13 protein-coding genes are annotated in these 16160 nt (G+C 71.9%); 9 read left to right on the forward strand and 4 right to left on the reverse strand.

Going from position 1 to position 16160, the window contains the following annotated elements; translation table 11 throughout:
- Positions 1 to 9 precede the first annotated feature (9 nt).
- From O7621_RS14250 to O7621_RS14270, 5 genes are read left to right on the forward strand one after another with little or no spacing between them, the layout of a single operon-like run.
- Complete coding sequence (locus O7621_RS14250; RefSeq protein ID WP_282234395.1) at positions 10 to 978, forward strand: sugar ABC transporter permease; 969 nt, start codon at positions 10 to 12, stop codon at positions 976 to 978.
- Entirely contained in the window at positions 975 to 1832 is an 858-nt protein-coding gene (locus O7621_RS14255) for a carbohydrate ABC transporter permease (protein WP_282234396.1), read from the forward strand. Before O7621_RS14250 ends, O7621_RS14255 begins: the two co-directional genes overlap by 4 nt.
- A 56-nt stretch (positions 1833 to 1888) precedes the next feature.
- Positions 1889 to 4381 carry a glycoside hydrolase family 2 protein gene (locus O7621_RS14260; RefSeq protein WP_282234397.1) on the forward strand — a complete coding sequence of 831 codons (2493 nt, stop codon included), beginning with the start codon at positions 1889 to 1891 and terminating at the stop codon, positions 4379 to 4381.
- Entirely contained in the window at positions 4378 to 5337 is a 960-nt protein-coding gene (locus tag O7621_RS14265) for an ROK family protein (protein ID WP_282234398.1), read from the forward strand. The genes O7621_RS14260 and O7621_RS14265 overlap by 4 nt, the downstream gene beginning before the upstream one ends.
- A 33-nt stretch (positions 5338 to 5370) precedes the next feature.
- Entirely contained in the window at positions 5371 to 7392 is a 2022-nt protein-coding gene (locus O7621_RS14270; RefSeq protein WP_282234399.1) for a cellulase family glycosylhydrolase, read from the forward strand.
- 92 nt (positions 7393 to 7484) lie between these two features.
- Here the strand turns inward: O7621_RS14270 and O7621_RS14275 are convergent, their stop codons facing one another.
- Positions 7485 to 7670 carry a DUF397 domain-containing protein gene (locus O7621_RS14275; RefSeq protein WP_278167694.1) on the reverse strand — a complete coding sequence of 62 codons (186 nt, stop codon included), beginning with the start codon at positions 7668 to 7670 and terminating at the stop codon, positions 7485 to 7487.
- Positions 7667 to 8587, reverse strand: coding sequence for a helix-turn-helix transcriptional regulator (locus O7621_RS14280; RefSeq protein WP_282234400.1), 921 nt, complete (start codon positions 8585 to 8587; stop codon positions 7667 to 7669). Before O7621_RS14280 ends, O7621_RS14275 begins: the two co-directional genes overlap by 4 nt.
- Before the next feature lie 312 nt (positions 8588 to 8899).
- Here O7621_RS14280 and O7621_RS14285 point away from each other — a divergent pair, with 312 nt between their 5' ends.
- The 4 genes from O7621_RS14285 (at position 8900) to O7621_RS14300 (ending at position 12707) form a co-directional block, all read left to right on the forward strand.
- Positions 8900 to 9721, forward strand: coding sequence for a hypothetical protein (locus tag O7621_RS14285; RefSeq protein WP_282234401.1), 822 nt, complete (start codon positions 8900 to 8902; stop codon positions 9719 to 9721).
- Positions 9722 to 9758: 37 nt separating this feature from the next.
- Positions 9759 to 11300 (forward strand): sigma-70 family RNA polymerase sigma factor, encoded by a 1542-nt coding sequence (locus O7621_RS14290; protein WP_282234402.1) that lies wholly within the window; start codon positions 9759 to 9761, stop codon positions 11298 to 11300.
- Between the two features lie 145 nt (positions 11301 to 11445).
- On the forward strand, positions 11446 to 12021 hold the full coding sequence (locus tag O7621_RS14295) for a GNAT family N-acetyltransferase (protein ID WP_282234403.1): 576 nt from the start codon (positions 11446 to 11448) through the stop codon (positions 12019 to 12021).
- Positions 12022 to 12101: 80 nt separating this feature from the next.
- The gene (locus O7621_RS14300; protein ID WP_282234404.1) at positions 12102 to 12707 is read left to right on the forward strand and encodes a hypothetical protein; all 606 of its coding nucleotides are present in this window, start codon (positions 12102 to 12104) and stop codon (positions 12705 to 12707) included.
- Between the two features lie 36 nt (positions 12708 to 12743).
- Here O7621_RS14300 and dinB read toward each other — a convergent pair whose 3' ends face one another.
- Both dinB and ilvD read right to left on the reverse strand, forming a co-directional pair.
- Positions 12744 to 13970 (reverse strand): DNA polymerase IV, encoded by a 1227-nt coding sequence (gene dinB, locus O7621_RS14305; protein ID WP_282234405.1) that lies wholly within the window; start codon positions 13968 to 13970, stop codon positions 12744 to 12746.
- A 90-nt stretch (positions 13971 to 14060) separates the two neighbouring features.
- Positions 14061 to 15908, reverse strand: a complete 1848-nt coding sequence (ilvD, locus tag O7621_RS14310) for a dihydroxy-acid dehydratase (RefSeq protein ID WP_282234406.1) — start codon at positions 15906 to 15908, stop codon at positions 14061 to 14063.
- Between the last annotated feature and the right edge of the window lie 252 nt (positions 15909 to 16160).

Here is a 16160-nt window from a genome sequence, read left to right on the forward strand (position 1 = left end):
AGGCAATCCATGTCCGCAACCCGGGCCGCACCACCAGCTCCGCCACCCGACCCGACCTGGCGTAACCGGCTGCACCGCTTCGACATACGGTACACGCCGTACCTTCTGATCTCCCCGTTCTTCCTCCTCTTCATCGCCTTCGGACTCTTCCCGATCATCTTCAACGGCGTGGTGGCGCTGCGGCACTGGCGGCTGGACAACGCCGACCTGACCGGCTGGGCCGGGCTGGCGAACTTCCGGCGGCTGTTCACCGACGACAGCTTCTTGAACGCGCTGTACAACACGTTCGGGATCTTCCTGCTATCCACCGTGCCGCAGCTGTTCCTGGCCCTGGTCATCGCGTCGCTGCTGAACCGCAAGCTGCGGGCGCAGACCTGGTTCAGGGTCGGCATCCTGCTGCCGTACATCACCCCGATCACCGCGTCGACGCTGCTGTTCGCGGTCTTCTTCGCCCGCGACTTCGGCATCGCCAACTGGGTGCTCGACGTACTGAACCTGCGCGGCGAGGCGCCGATCGACTGGCGGTCCAGCAAGGCCGCGTCGTGGGTCGCCATCGCCACCATGGTCAACTGGAAGTGGATCGGCTACAACGCGCTGATCTACCTCGCCGCGATGCAGTCGATCCCGCGCGACATCTACGAGGCGGCCGCGGTCGACGGCGCCGGCCCGTGGCGGCAGCTCTGGCGAATCACCGTACCGATGATCCGACCGGTGGTGGTCTTCACCGTGATCCTGTCCACCATCGGCGGGCTGCAACTGTTCACCGAGCCGATGCTGTTCGAGCAGAACTCGCAGGCCGCCACCGGCGGGTCCAACGGCCAGTTCCAGACCATCGCCCAGCTGATCTACAAGGTCGGCTGGAAGGACCTCAACCTCGGGTACGCCGCCGCGATGTCCTGGGCACTGTTCCTGATCATCGTGATCATCGCGGTCGTCAACGCGCTGGTCGCCAACCGGCTGGGCGGAGGCCGCAAATGAGCAGTAGAACCGTCGGCCGTGCCCCGGCCAGCACGCCGGGCAGCTTCTGGAACTACCTGTTCCTCAGCCTGGTCATCCTGTTCTCCGCGTTCCCGCTCTACTGGATGGTGGTGATCGCCAGCGGCACCGACGCCGACCTGGCGAAGATCCCGCCGCAGCTGCTGCCCGGCGGTCAGCTGCTCACCAACCTGAACGAGGTCTTCACTCTCAAGAACGTCTACTTCGCGCAGTCGCTGGGCAACAGTTTCATCGTCTCGTCGATCGTGACGTTCTCGGTGCTGTTCTTCTGCTCGCTGGCCGGCTTCGCCTTCGCCAAGCTGCGGTTCGCCGGCCGCAACGCGCTGATGGTCGTCGTGGTGCTCACCCTCACCGTGCCCAACCAGCTCGGCGTCGTCGCCCTCTACATCCTGATGGGCGAACTCGGCTGGAACGGCACCCTGGTCGCGGTCATCGTGCCCGGCCTGGTCACCGCGTTCGGCGTGTTCTACATGCGGCAGTTCATCCTCGAAGCAGTGCCCGACGAGCTGATCGAGGCCGGCCGGATCGACGGTGCCACCACGCTGCGAATCTACTGGAGCGTGGTGCTGCCGGCGGTCCGCCCGGCGATGGCGGTGCTCGGCCTGCTCACCTTCGTGGCCACCTGGAACGACTTCCAGTGGCCGCTGATCACCCTCGGCGGCACCTACTACCCGACGTCGATGGTGGCCCTGTCCGACCTGGCCAGCGGCAACTACGTGCTGTACCGGCGGGTGCTCGCCGGTGCGTTCGTGGCGACCATCCCGCTGTTGATCATGCTCTTCATCGGCGGTCGGCAGATCGTCCGGGGAATCATGGAAGGCGCCGTCAAAAACTGACCCGGCGCGGACCCGTACCGTGGCCCAGTCCCGCTCCAGCACTAGTGAGGTATGGCATGAACTCCGTACGACCGCTCCACGAGGGCTGGACCGTACGACCCGCCGACGGGTCCGACGTACCCGACGGCGTCGGCGACCACAGTGTCCCCGCGGCCGTACCGGGCTGCGTCCACACCGACCTGCTCGCCGCCGGCCTGATCCCCGACCCCTACCTCGACGACAACGAGACCCGGCTGTCGTGGATCGGCCGGACCGACTGGGTCTACGAGACCACGTTCGACTGGGTCGACCCGGGCGATCCCCGGGTCGACCTGGTCTGCGCCGGCCTCGACACCGTCGCCACCGTCACCCTCAACGGCGTCGAGCTTGGCCGCACCGCCAACATGCATCGCGGCTACCGGTTCGATGTCCGTACGGCACTGCGCCCCGGGCGCAACACCCTGCGGGTACGGTTCGACTCCGCGTACCGGCACGCCGAAGCGGTCCGCGACCGGCTCGGCGACCGGCCCAACGCCTACCCGGAACCGTTCAACTTCATCCGCAAGATGGCCTGCAACTTCGGCTGGGACTGGGGCCCGAACCTGGTCACCGCCGGCATCTGGCAGGAAATCGGCCTGCACGCCTGGAGCGTCGCCCGGCTGGCCACCGTCCGCCCCCTGGTCACCGTCGACCACACCGGCGGCCCGACCGGCGAGGCGCAGGGCCGGGTCGAGGTGCACGTCGACGTCGACCGCGCCGACGGTGCCGACGCCCCGCTGACCGTGGTCGCCGCCGTCGCCGGGGCCCGCGCCGAAGCGGCCGTCCCCGCCGGGCAGCGCAGCGCCGTCGTAACCCTCACCGTCGCCGAGCCCGAGCTGTGGTGGCCCCGAGGGTACGGCGAACCCGCCCGCCATGCCCTCGACGTCACCCTGCACCGGGCCGACGGCAGCACACTCGACACCTGGCAGCGACTGATCGGCTTCCGGTCGGTCCGCCTCGACACCACCGCCGACCCCGCCGGCAGCGCGTTCACCCTGGTCGTCAACGAGATGCCGGTCTTCGTCCGGGGCGTCAACTGGATCCCCGACGACGCGTTCCCCACCCGGGTCGACCGGGCCCGCTACGCCCACCGGTTCGGCCAGGCGGCCGACGCCGGCGTCAACTTCCTGCGGATCTGGGGCGGCGGCCGCTACGAATCCGAGGACTTCTACGACCTCGCCGACGAGCTGGGCCTGCTCGTCGGGCAGGACTTCCTGTTCGCCTGCGCCGCGTACCCGGAGGAGGAGCCGATCGCGGGTGAAGTCGCCGCCGAGGCCCGCTACCAGGTCGCCCGGCTCACCCCGCACCCCAGCCTGGTGCTGTGGACCGGCAACAACGAGAACATCTGGGGCTGGCACGACTGGGGCTGGCAGGAGATCCTCGACGGACGCACCTGGGGGCTCGGCTACTACCTCGATGTGCTGCCCGGCATCGTCGCCGAACTCGACCCGACCCGTCCGTACTGGCCGGGCAGCCCGTACTCCGGCCGCGACGACCTGCACCCCAACGACCCGGCGCACGGCACCATGCACATCTGGGACGTGTGGAACACTGACGACTACCTTAAGTACCGGCAGTACGTGCCCCGGTTCCTCGCCGAGTTCGGCTACCAGGGGCCACCCGTGTACGCCACCCTGCGCCGGGCGATCAGTGATGACCCGCTCGCCCCCGACTCACCCGGCATGGCCCACCACCAGAAAGCCGCCGACGGCGACCTGAAACTTCAACGCGGCCTCGACGCACACCTGCCCGCTCCGCGTGACTTCGACGACTGGCACTACCTGACCCAGGTCAACCAGGCCCGCGCGATCGCCGTCGGGGTGCGGCACTTCCGCTCCCACCGGGGCGTCTGCATGGGCACCATCCTGTGGCAGCTCAACGACTGCTGGCCGGTCACCTCGTGGGCCGCCGTCGACGGCGACGGCCGCCGCAAACCCCTGTGGTACGCGCTGCGCGACGCCTACGCCGACCGGCTGCTCACCATCGAACCCCGCGACGGTGGGCTCGCCCTGGTGGCGGTCAACGACACCGGGGCCGACTGGCACCCGCAGACCGACGTCACCCGGCTCACCCTGGCCGGCGAGCCACTGGCCAAGATCGGCTACCAGCTGGCCGTACCGGCCCATTCCGCGGTCACCGTGCCGCTCTACCCAGACCTGGCCACCACCGGCGACCCGCGCCGCGAGCTGCTGCTCGCCGACGCGGCCGGGCAGCGGGCCTGGTGGTTCTTCGCCGAGGACAACGAGATCGACTACCCGGCGGCCGGGTACGACGCGACGGCCGCACCGGTCGACGGTGGGCTGCGGGTCACCGTCACCGCCCGGACCGTCCTGCGTGACCTGACCCTCTACCCCGACCGGCTCGACCAGGCCGCCGACGTGGACCGGGCACTGGTCACCCTGTTGCCCGGCGAGTCGACGGAGTTCGTGGTGCGCACCGGGGTCGAGCTGGATCCGGCGGCGCTGACCAGCCGGCCGGTGCTGCGCTGCGTCAACGACATCGTCAGCGACACCCCGGCGGGCGGCGCGTGAGCACCGGCCCGGCAGCGGCCGACCGCGCCCCCGGCCCGGTTCTCGCGATCGACGTCGGCGGCACCAAGCTGGCCGCCGCCGTCGTCGAACCCGACGGCACCATCGCCGTGCAGGGCGCGGTGCCGACCCCGGCCGGCGGGGACACCGCGACCGTCACCGCCGCCCTGCACCGGGTGGTACGCCAGGTCGTCGGCGACCGGGATCCGGCCACGCTGACCGGGCTCGGCGTCGGCTCGGCAGGCCCGCTCGACCCCGCCGCCGGCACCGTCAGCCCGGTCAACATCCACGCCTGGCGCGACTTCGGCATCCTCGACTCGCTGCGGCCGTTGCTGCCCGGCCGGCCGGCGGTGCTCGCCGGCGACGGGCACTGCATGGCGCTCGGCGAACACTGGCGCGGCGGCTACCCCGGCCGCGCCCTGCTCGGCATGGTGGTCTCCACCGGCGTCGGCGGCGGGCTGGTCATCGACGGCCGGGTCCAGCCGGGCGGCAGCGGCAACGCCGGCCACATCGGACACATTGTGGTGGACATGACCGGACCGCCCTGCCCGTGTGGCGGGCGCGGCTGCGTCGAGGCGATCGCCAGCGGTCCGGCGATGGTCCGCTGGGCCGTCAACCAGGGCTGGACGCCGGGGGAGCGGCCGGGCGACGCCCGTACCCTCGCCGAGGACGCCCGGGCCGGCGTACCGCTCGCCGTCGCCGCGTTCGGGCGTGGCGCGACCGCGCTGGCCGCCGCGGTGGTCTCCGCCACCGCGTTGGTCGACCTCGACGACGTCGTCATCGGCGGCGGGGTGGCCGCCGCCGGTGACCTGCTCTTCGCTCCGCTGCGCGCGGCCGTAGCGGAGCTTGCCGGACTCGACTTCGTCCGCCGGGTCCGGATCCACACCAGCAGCCTCGGCAACGACGCGGGACTGCTCGGTGCCGCCGCACTCGCCCTGGAGGCCGCAGCGCGTCAGTGACCTCCACCGCTCCACGGTCAGGAGAACCCCGTAATGCGCCCACGCTCCGCCGGCCTGCTGCTCGCACTGGCCGGGCTGCTGCTCACCGCAGCGGCAGTCCCGGCCCAGGCCGCACCGCCGGCCCACCATCCCGGCCATCCCGGCCACCCCGGTACGCCTGGTACGCCGACCGCCGGGTTCGTCACCCGGCACGGCGACGACCTCAAACTCGACGGCCGGAAGTTCCGGTTCGCCGGCAGCAACAACTACTACCTGATGTACAAGTCGCCGACGATGGTCGACGACGTGTTCGCCGACGCGAAGGCAGCCGGGTTCACCGTGCTGCGTACCTGGGGGTTCCTCGACATCGGCAACGCCGACGGCTCCGACTCGGTCGCCGGCCCGGCCGACGGAGTCTACTTCCAGTACTTCGACGGCGAACGGCCGGCGTACAACGACGGCCCGGACGGCCTGCAACGCCTCGACTACGTCCTCGCCGCCGCCCGCGAAGCCGGCATCAAACTGGTGGTCCCGCTGACCAACAACTGGCGTGACTTCGGCGGCATGGACCAGTACGTGCGCTGGCGCGGCGGGCAGTACCACGACGACTTCTACACCGACCCGGTGATCCGCGGCTGGTACAAAGACTGGATCAGCCATGTGCTGAACCGCACCAACACCATCACCGGGGTGAGATACAAGGACGACCCGACGGTGATGACCTGGGAGCTGGGCAACGAGCCGCGCTGCAAGGGCTCCGGGGTCTACCCGCAGTCACCGGACTGCGCCACCGACACGCTGACCGCCTGGGCTGACGAGATGACCCGGCACGTCAAGTCGATCGCTCCCCGGCAGCTGGTCAGCGTCGGCGACGAAGGCTTCTTCTGTGACGATCCGACCAGCGCTGACTGGACCATCAACTGTGGTGAAGGCGTCGACAGCGTCGCGCTGAGCAGGTTGCCCGCCGTCGACGTCGTCTCCTACCACCTCTACCCGGACCACTGGGGCAAGGACGCCGCCTGGGGCGCCGAGTGGATCACCCGGCACGCCCACGAGGCGAAGAAGGTCCGCAAGCCGGTGATGCTCGGCGAGTTCGGCATCCACGACAAGTCGACCCGCAACGTCGTCTACCGCGAGTGGACCGACGCGGCGATCGCCGGCGGCACCAGCGGTTTCCTCTACTGGATCCTCTCCGGCGTGCAGGACGACGGCAGCCTCTACCCGGACTACGACGGTTACACCGTCTACTGCCCGAGCCCGGTCTGCACCACGCTGTCCAACGCCGGGGCGGCGGTGCGCGGCGACCGCCGGCCGTGGCCGCCGGTCGCCGACCACGACACCACCACCGTCGAGTTCGGCCAGGTCGCGACGCTGCGGCCGGCGGCCAACGACATCGCCCACCGGGGTACGGTCCGCGCCGCCACGATCGACCTGGACCCGACGGTGCCCGGCCAGCAGAAGCAGGTGACCGTCGCCGGCGGCGAGTTCTCGCTCGGCGGCGACGGGGCGGTCACCTTCACCCCGGCGGACGGCTTCGCCGGTCGGGCCACCGCCCACTACCAGGTGTGGGACCGGGCCTGGCGAGCCTCCAACGTCGCCGAACTGGTCGTCACGGTGAAACCCGACCCGGCCGGGGTGCAGACGCTGTTCTCGTTCGAGGCCGGCACCGACGGGTGGGGGCCGCCGTCGTGGGAGCCGGGCGTCGGCAGCGTCGCCCAGTCGGACGCGTTCGCCACCGACGGGGCGTACGGGCTGCGGGTCGACTCGGTCACCGGCGGCTGGTTCGGCACCTCGTTCCCCGAGCCGGTCGACCTGTCCGGCCGGGTCACCCTCAAGTACGACCTGCGTACCGACCCGTCGGTGGGGACCAATGCGGCGATCGCGGTGCAGACCGGTCCGTCCTACACCTGGTGCCAGTCAACGTTCACCTGGCTGAACCAGGACTGGACCGGCACCGCCGAGATCGACCTGCTGACCGAGATGTCGTGTGACGCCGAGGCGCTGGCCGACGTGCGGGAGTTCTACGTCTACGTCAACCCGGGCACCGTCCACATCGACAACGTCCGGGTCGAGTAGGACGGCGCGGTCACCGGTACGCGTCGAGCCCCGGCCCCCGTCGGCGTGGGGCCGGGGCTCGACACGTCGTTGCTAACTGCTTGCCCAGCGGCTCAGCGGAGCGTGGGTGCCTCAGCGACGAACGACCGCCAGGCGGTCGGGCCGAAGGCGAGCGTCGGACCACCCTGGTCCTTGCTGTCGCGGACCAGGATGCGACCGGGAAGGTTGTCCGCCACCTCGACACAGTCGCTTCCGTTGCTGTTGCTTCGGCTGGACTTGCGCCACGCCGGCTCGGTCATAGTTCCTTCACCAACTTCAAGATCATGTCTCGCGACTGGTCGCGCGGCAACGCAACACCACTCAGAGCCTGCCAGGCCTGTTCGAGGGTGGCAACCCGCTTCGGATCGGTCACCAGGCGGCCCTCCAACTGGTCGTCGACATAGCCGACGGTGCCGCCGGTCTCGGCCATGCTGGCGAGCATGAACGGCCCGTTCTGCCCGGGATGCAAGCCGGCGGAAACCGGGGCCACCTGCACCAGCACCCGCGACCGGGTGCTCATCTCGGCGATGTGCTCCAATTGCTCCCGCATGATCACGGGGTCTCCCCGGCGAAGTCCGTCCTCGTCGATGATGAACTGACACACCGGCGGCTCCTCCCGCTCGAACACGGCGGCCTGTCGCGTCATCCTGAGAGCGAGGTACTCGTCGGCCTTAGCGGGAGTTAGCAGGCCGCTGTGCAGGATGGCCCGGGCGTACGCTTCCGTCTGGAGCAGTCCAGGGATGATCTGGCACTCGTAACGCCGAATCGCGGAGGCCTCCTGCTCCAACTCCGGTAGCGCCCGGAACCACTCTGGCGGGATGCTCTTGCGGGCGTTCTCGGAGAGTTCCTTGATCAGCGGGGCGCTGCTGAACACCTGATCGATGTGGTCTGCCGTGTCGGGCATCGGTATCTGTCGACCGGTTTCGAACTTGGCGATCAACGACGTCGAGACGCTTAGTCGCTGCGCCAACTGCTCCTGTGTCATGCCGCCATTGAGTGAACGAAGAAACCTGAGCACCTGCGGAATGCCGTTGCTGCTCACTGCTGCTTGTCCTTCCGGCCCGTATCGGGGCAGCTTCCTGCCAGGAATCGACTGCCTTGCGTGCCGGTATCTTCTCCCGTCGTGCCCACATAGTCCAGGGTGGAGACGAAACTTGTATTGATCATCTTCGTCCAATTCCGTTCCGGATCGGAGATGCTCGTCGAGCTTGATGCCAGAGGTGAATCATGATGCACCTGTGGCATCAAGCTCGCGGAGACACCTTGGGTCCGGGGAGCTGGCACGGGCACTTCACCAGCAGGTCAGCCGCACATCTGGCTGACCCGCCGGCGGCACACCCGGCTGACGGGCCGGCGAATAGTTGTTGGTCCTCGGCCGGCCGCCGCCTCTCACCCGTGTCCGGCGACGTCGCCGGACGTCCCGCGCCCCGGGCGGGCCGGGACCCGGTTGGGCGTCGACCCACCCGGCACGGAGAGGCTGGAGGACCAGATGATCTACACGACCAAGTTCGGGGTGCTGGCGCGGCGGTCGACCTGGCGGTGGGGCACCGTCACCTTTGTCGCCGCCGCCGTCCTGGGCGTGCTGCTCGCGGTGGTGTTGGCGGCCTGCGGCCCGTCCGGGGCCGGGCGAGTCGGCGCGGCGTCAGACGGTGGCCAGGCGTCCGGGGCAGCGGGGCTCGGTGGCGCGCCGACCGGGGGCGGCGACAGCGGGTCGGCCGGTAGCGGCGAGCCGCAGACCGGCGGCACCGGCGACGATCCTGACCACCCCGACGGTGGGGGTTCCGGCGACGATGGTGACGACGGCGAGCCGGTGCCGACCGTGCAGCCGGCCGCCGAGGACTGTGTGACGTACGACCCGGCAAACCTGACGATCGAGCAGAGCGGCGACGCGTGGCGGATGCGCGACGGCGACCACGCCATCAAGCTCTTCGCCACCAAGACCGACGCCGAGGACGGCGTCAAGGTGGCCCGCAACTGGACCCGGCTCTGCTTCATCGGCCGGGGCAACGACCGCGCCGACCGGCACCGCTACATCATCACCCACTTCCAGGGCCCGTCCGGGCTGCCGTTCGGCCCCGCTCCGCAATTCGACTGCATCACGTACGACCCGGCGGAGCTGGCGGTGCACGGACCCGACGGCGACGGCTGGGGGCTGCGGGCCGCGGCCACCCCGCTGCTCTTCCTGGCCAGCGCGGCCGACGCCGAACGGGCCCGGCTGGTCGCGGCCGGCAACACCCGGCTCTGCCTCATCGGCCACGGCAACGGGCAGCCCGACCCGTCGCGCTATCAACTGGAGTATTGGCGACAGTGACGGTCCGTCCTCGACCGCGCCGCCTAGCATTCCCCGGGTGGACGATCGCGCCATCGTGGCCGCGCTGGTCGCCGGTGACCCGCGCGGCCTCGACCGTGCCTACCGCATGTACGCCGACCGGCTGTACACGTACTGCCGGTTCGTGCTGCGCGACGCGGACGGCGCGGCCGACGCCGTCCACGACACGTTCGTCCTGGCCGGTCAGCGGGCGGCGCAGCTGCGCGACCCGGAGCGGCTGCGCCCGTGGCTGTACGCCATCGCCCGCAACGAGTGCCTGCGGGTCATCCGTGGTCAGCGACGGCAGTTGCCGCTGGACGACGTGGGCGAACTGCCCGCCACGCCGGTCGACCCGGTCACCGGGCTCGGTGCCGAACAGCTGCGGGAGCTGGTCCGGTCGGCCGCCGCCGGGCTGAACCCCGGTGACCGGCAGGTGATCGAGCTCGCCATCCGGCACGACCTGTCCGCCGCCGACGTCGGTGCCGTACTGGGGGTCTCCGACAGCCACGCGCACGCCCGGCTGTCCCGGGCCCGGGCCCAACTCGAACGGGCCATCGGCGCGCTGCTGGTGGCCCGCACCGGTGCCGACGACTGCCCGACGCTCGGTGAGCTGCTGCGCGGCTGGGACGGCACCCTCACCGTGTTGCTGCGCAAGCGGGTCAGCCGGCACATCGAATCCTGCCCGACCTGCGCCGACCGTCGCCGCCGGCAGGTCAGCCCGGCCGCGTTGTTCTCCGCGTACGCGACCCTGCCGATGCTCGTCGTACCGGCGGAACTCTGGCCCCGGCTGGAGTTGACCAGCGCCGACGCTGGCCAGGCGTCGGCCCGGGCGCGGATCGAGCAGCGGGCCGGCCGGTTCGACCCGGTCACCGGTTTTCCTCGCCGGGGCGAGCCCCGTCGAGGTCGGCTGCTGGCCGGCCTGGCGGCGGCCGCGGTGCTGGCCCTGCTGATCGGCGGTGCCGTGGTGGTGCCCCGGCTGGGCTCGGTCGACGACACCGCCCGGTCGGTGCCGGCCGGTTCGCCGGGCCTGGCCGCGCCCCCGCCCGTGCCGTCGGCCAGCGGTGCGCCGACGGGCACCCCGGGCGAACCGGCACCGGCACCGCCGACACCGACCGCGTCGGCCGGCGGAGCTCCCGAGCCGAGTGGCCCCGCCGAGCCGGCGCCGCCGCTGACCGTCCAGGCCGAGGCGCGGGTCTCCTGCACCGGATCCAGCCGCTACCAGCTGACCGTGGTCGCCACCGTCACCGGCGGCACCCTTGAGTCGGCGGTCCTCACTTGGACCAGCGGCGCGGCCGGTCCGACGCAGCCGCCGACCACGGCTCCCACGCAAGGGCCGGGAACCGACCCGGATCCGACGTCCGGACCCGGTGCCGGCGGCCCGGGTGGCATCGCCGCGCCGGGCACGGTGCCGGCGCAAGGCGGCGAGGTGGCGATGACGGTTTCCGGGGACACCGCCACCGGGCAGGTCTGGCGGATGGCCGTGGCGTCGGTCAGCTGGCAGGTCGCCGTCGTCGCAGTCGACGGGCGGCGGGCCGGTGCCGGCCCGTACCCGGCTGCCAACCCGTGCCCGGTGCCGGGCTGACCAGGGGAGGGGTCCTGCGCTGACCAGGCGAGAGGTACCGCGCTGACCAGGGAAGACCGGCGTCGATGCGCCCGGCGGGCAAGGGTCTGTGACCGACGTCCTGACCGGTCGACGTCACCTCCGCCGAGGCGGCAGGATGTCCGGCATGCAACGTGACACCGACGGCGGCGACCGCTTCGACGACCGGGCCCGGATCTATCACCGGACCGGCACACAGGCGGACGTTCCGGCGGTTCTCGCGCTGCTTGACGACGCGGTCCGCTGGCTGGCCGAACACGGCCGTACCGGGCAGTGGGGGACCGAACCGCTGTCGACCGACCCGCGCCGGATCGCGATGGTCACCGGCTGGGCGAAGGAGAGCGGCCTGGTGCTGGCCTGTGTGCCGACCGGCGACGGTGGTGAGCGGGTCGTCGGGGCGCTCGCCGTCGGCGCCGCCCGGTCCTACGCGCCGCCGGTCAACGAACCCGAGCTGTACGTGAACCTGCTGGTCACCGACCGGTCGTGGGCCGGCAGAGGAGTGGGGCGGGCGTTGCTGGACCGGGCCCGGGAGATCGCCGCCGAGCGCGGTGCGACCCTGCTGCGGGTCGACTGCTACGCCGGTGGTGACCGGGCGCTGGTGCGCTACTACGAGCGGGCCGGGTTCACCGCCGCCGAGCCGTTCACCGTCGACCGGCCGACCGGCCCGTGGCCAGGCCAGATCCTCAGCCAGCGGATCCGCTGACCCCGACCTCAGCCGGTGGGGTCGCCGGACCGGGCGGTGCGGTGACGTGGGCCAGGGTCGATCCATGGCATGGTTTACCGATGGAAACGGCAGATCCCGTACCGGCGTCTGATGCTTCCCGGCCGTGGCTGGCCCGCCCGGTGGCCGCGCTCGGTGGCGTGGTCGCCGGGCAACTGCTGCTGGCCCGCAGTGACCAGGCCGCGGTGATTCTGACCAGCGTGCTGGCGTACCCGACGGGTTTCGAGTTCGACATCAGCGCGATCCTGCGGGCCCCGGAGCCGGCGACCGCCACCGACCTGGCGCGGCCGCCGGCCGGCGCGTCGGGGCCGCCCCGGCCGCGTACCCCGGTCGACGGGGTCGGCGGCCTGCAGGTGATGGTCCGGTTCGCCGACGGTACGGTGCTGAGCAGCCTGCACCGCAGCACGTCGCGGGCCGACCGCGAACCCGCCGGCCCGCTGCTGTCGCCCGTGGCGGCCAGCACCGACCAGCAGCGGCACGACGCCCGCTTCTGGGTGTGGCCGCTGCCGCCGGACGGCCCGGTGACGGTGGAGTGTGCCTGGCCGGCGCGGGACATCCCGCACAGCCGGGTGGAGGTCTCCGGTGAGTTGATCCGGCAGGCGGCGGCCGGTGCCGTCGAGCTGTGGCCGGCGGCACCGCCGGCCGACCCGGCGGTGTCGGCCGGCTGACCGGAGGCCTGACGCTGGCCATCGTCGGTGGCCGGGTCAGTCCGGCAGCAGCGGGGCGGCGGGGCCGAGATCGCGGCCGAGTAGCACCGCGCGGTTGACCGCGCTGGACCCGAACCGGTCCCGGACGGCGTCGAGCGCGGCGTCCAGGCTCTCCTGCCGGCCGACGGGGTGTGGCGCTGCCTGCGGCGGCGCGTCGGCCGGATCGAGGGGCAGCGCCAACTGGGTGGCGTGTCCGTCGTCGAGGTTGCCGACCGAGACGCCGACCAGGGTCAGCCCGCGTTCGCGGATCATCGGACCGGCGGCGGCCAGCAGGTCGCGGGCGGCGTCCAGGATGGTCGACGTCTGGGCGGTGGCCCGGGGCAGGGTGTGGGCGCGGGTGGCCCGGGTGAAGTCGCCGAACCGCAGCCGCAGGGTGACCGTCCGGCCGGTGCGCCCGGCGGCCCGCATCCGGCGGCCGACCCGGTCGACCAGCCCGGCGAGGACGGCGTCGACGTCGGCCGGGTCCCGGCTGGCCCGGCCCAGCGCCTGCTGGGAGCCGATCGAGCCGCGTCGGCCGCCGACCTGGACCCGGCGCGGGTCCTGGTTGTGGGCGAGGGCGTGCAGATGCCGGCCGGCGGCGGCGCCGACGATGCTGACCAGCGCCGCCTCTCCGAGGCCGGCGACCCGGCCGACCGTGGTGATGCCGCGTTCGCGCAGCCTGCCGGCGGTGACCGGGCCGACGCCCCAGAGCCGTTCGACCGGCAGCGGGTGCAGGAACGCCAACTCCTCGTCGGGCGGCACCACCAGCAGCCCGTCCGGTTTGGCGACGCCGCTGGCCACCTTGGCCAGGAACTTGGTCCGGGCGACCCCGACGGTGATCGGCAACCCGACCTGGTCGCGGACCGCGGCCCGCAGCCGGGCGGCGATGTCGGCGGGTGCGCCGACGAGCCGGCGCAGCCCGCTGACGTCGAGGAACGCCTCGTCGATGGAGAGCGGCTCGACCAGCGGCGTGGTCTGCCGGAACACCTCGAACACCGCCCGACTGGCCGCCGTGTAGGCCGCCATCCGGGGCGGCACGACCACCGCCTCCGGGCAGATCAGCCGGGCCCGCCGGGCGGGCATCGCGGTGCGTACACCGCGCGCCTTTGCCTGGTAGCTGGCGGCCAGCACCACGCCGGCGCCGACGATCACCGGCCGGTCGCGCAGCCGGGGGTCGTCGCGCTGCTCGACCGAGGCGTAGAACGCGTCCAGGTCGGCGTGCAGGATGCTGGCCTCACCCGCCACCGCGCCATCATCGCACAGATGTTCGACGAACGGGTGTGAGCTGCGCAGACGTCGCCGAAGCGGCGGTGGGTCACTGCGGGTGGCGGCGGGTCACTCCGGGACGAGGCGGTACGCGCCGTCGCTGGCCGAGGTGGCCATCGAGGCGTACGCCCGCAGCGCCGCCGACACCGGCCGCTGCCGGTCGACCGGGGTGTACGGGCGGTCCCGCTTCTCCTGGGCGATCCGGCGGGCCTGCAGCACCTCGTCGGGCACGTTCAGCTCCAGCCGCCGGGCCGGGATGTCGATGACGATCTCGTCGCCCGGCTCGACCAGGGCGATCAGCCCACCGGAGGCGGCCTCGGGGGAGGCGTGCCCGATGGACAGCCCGGAGGTGCCGCCGGAGAACCGGCCGTCGGTGATCAGCGCGCAGGCCCGGCCGAGGCCGCGCCCCTTCAGAAACGAGGTCGGGTAGAGCATCTCCTGCATGCCCGGCCCACCCTTGGGGCCTTCGTAGCGGACCACCACCACGTCACCGGCGACCACCTCGCCGGCCAGGATCGCCGAGACGGTGTCCTCCTGCGACTCGTACACCTTGGCCGGGCCGCGGAAGGTCAGGCAGTCGTCGGGCACCCCGGCGGTCTTGACCACCGCGCCCTGCGGGGCCAGGTTGCCGTGCAGGATCGCCAGGCCGCCGTCGGCGGAGTACGCGTGCGCCACGTCGCGGATGCAGCCCTGCGCCGCGTCGGTGTCCAGGCTTGACCAGCGGTTGGTGGTGGAGAACGGCTCGGTGGTACGCACCCCGCCGGGGGCGGCGTGGAACAGCTCGACCGCCTCGTCGGTGGCGTTGCCGCCCCGGATGTCCCAGTCGGCCAGCCACCGGTTCAGCGACGGCGAGTGCACCGCGTGCACGTCGCGGCGCAGCGCGCCGGCCCGGTCCAGCTCGCCGAGGATCGCCGGGATGCCGCCGGCCCGGTGCACGTCCTCCATGTGGTACTTCGGGGTGTTCGGGGCGACCTTGGCCAGGCAGGGCACCCGGCGGGAGATGTCGTCGATGTCGGCGACGCCGAAGTCCAGCTCGGCCTCGCGAGCGGCGGCCAGCAGGTGCAGCACCGTGTTGGTGGAGCCGCCCATCGCCACATCCAGGGCCACCGCGTTCTCGAAGGCGGCCCGGCTGGCGACGGAGCGGGGCAGCACCGAGGCGTCGTCGCCGTCGTACCACCGTTTGGCGATCTCCACGACGGTCCGGCCGGCCTCGACGAACAGCGATTTGCGGGCGGCGTGGGTGGCCAGCACCGAGCCGTTGCCCGGCAGCGCCAGCCCGACCGCCTCGGTGAGGCAGTTCATCGAGTTGGCGGTGAACATGCCGGAGCAGGAGCCGCAGGTCGGGCAGGCGGACCGCTCGATGGTGTCGAGCTGGGCGTCGGTCACGTTGTCGTTCGACGCGGCGATCATGGCGTCGATCAGGTCGAGCTTGGCGTGCACGACGCCCTCGACGGCGACGGTCTTGCCGGCCTCCATCGGGCCGCCGGAGACGAACACGGTCGGGATGTTCAGCCGCAGCGCGGCGAGCAGCATCCCCGGGGTGATCTTGTCGCAGTTCGAGATGCAGACCAGCGCGTCGGCGCAGTGCGCGTTGACCATGTACTCGACGGCGTCGGCGATCAGCTCCCGGCTGGGCAGCGAGTAGAGCATGCCGCCGTGGCCCATGGCGATGCCGTCGTCGACGGCGATCGTGTTGAACTCGCGGCCCACCCCGCCGGCGTCGGCGACCGCGTCGGCGACCAGCCCACCGAGATCCTTCAGGTGTACGTGACCGGGCACGAACTGGGTGAAGCTGTTGGCGATGGCGACGATCGGCTTGCCGAAGTCGTCGTCGGTCATCCCGGTGGCCCGCCACAGGGCCCGGGCGCCGGCCATCGTCCGACCGTGGGTGGAGGTCCTCGACCGCAGCTCAGGCATTCGACAAGTGTTACACCACGGTTGCCGGGCCGGCGGTCCCAGCCGTGTCGCGTTTCACGTGTCGGGATGTTTCCTGCCGGCAAATCCGCACCCCGGCACCACGGGCCGGCGCCGATCCGGCAGAGTTGTGCCGTGCACCTCCCCTCGGGCATGCAGGCGCTCGCGTTGGCGGGTGGGCTGGCGGCTGCGCTCGGCGCGGGATGGTTGTTCGTCGTGGCCCGCCGCCGGGACGGATCGTCGGACCGGGCCCAC

This window comes from Solwaraspora sp. WMMD937 (assembly GCF_029581175.1).
In the GTDB taxonomy this organism is placed as follows: Bacteria; Actinomycetota; Actinomycetes; order Mycobacteriales; family Micromonosporaceae; genus Micromonospora_E.

Bases quoted from the DNA above. Each gene is read 5' to 3' on its own strand.
- O7621_RS14275 (WP_278167694.1), bottom strand. From the start codon at position 7,670: ATGACCGAGCCGGCGTGGCGCAAGTCCAGCCGAAGCAACAGCAACGGA.
- O7621_RS14250 (WP_282234395.1), top strand. From the start codon at position 10: ATGTCCGCAACCCGGGCCGCACCACCAGCTCCGCCACCCGACCCGACC.
- O7621_RS14300 (WP_282234404.1), top strand. From the start codon at position 12,102: ATGGAAACGGCAGATCCCGTACCGGCGTCTGATGCTTCCCGGCCGTGG.
- O7621_RS14255 (WP_282234396.1), top strand. From the start codon at position 975: ATGAGCAGTAGAACCGTCGGCCGTGCCCCGGCCAGCACGCCGGGCAGC.
- ilvD (WP_282234406.1), bottom strand. From the start codon at position 15,908: ATGCCTGAGCTGCGGTCGAGGACCTCCACCCACGGTCGGACGATGGCC.
- O7621_RS14270 (WP_282234399.1), top strand. From the start codon at position 5,371: ATGCGCCCACGCTCCGCCGGCCTGCTGCTCGCACTGGCCGGGCTGCTG.
- O7621_RS14260 (WP_282234397.1), top strand. From the start codon at position 1,889: ATGAACTCCGTACGACCGCTCCACGAGGGCTGGACCGTACGACCCGCC.
- O7621_RS14295 (WP_282234403.1), top strand. From the start codon at position 11,446: ATGCAACGTGACACCGACGGCGGCGACCGCTTCGACGACCGGGCCCGG.
- O7621_RS14285 (WP_282234401.1), top strand. From the start codon at position 8,900: ATGATCTACACGACCAAGTTCGGGGTGCTGGCGCGGCGGTCGACCTGG.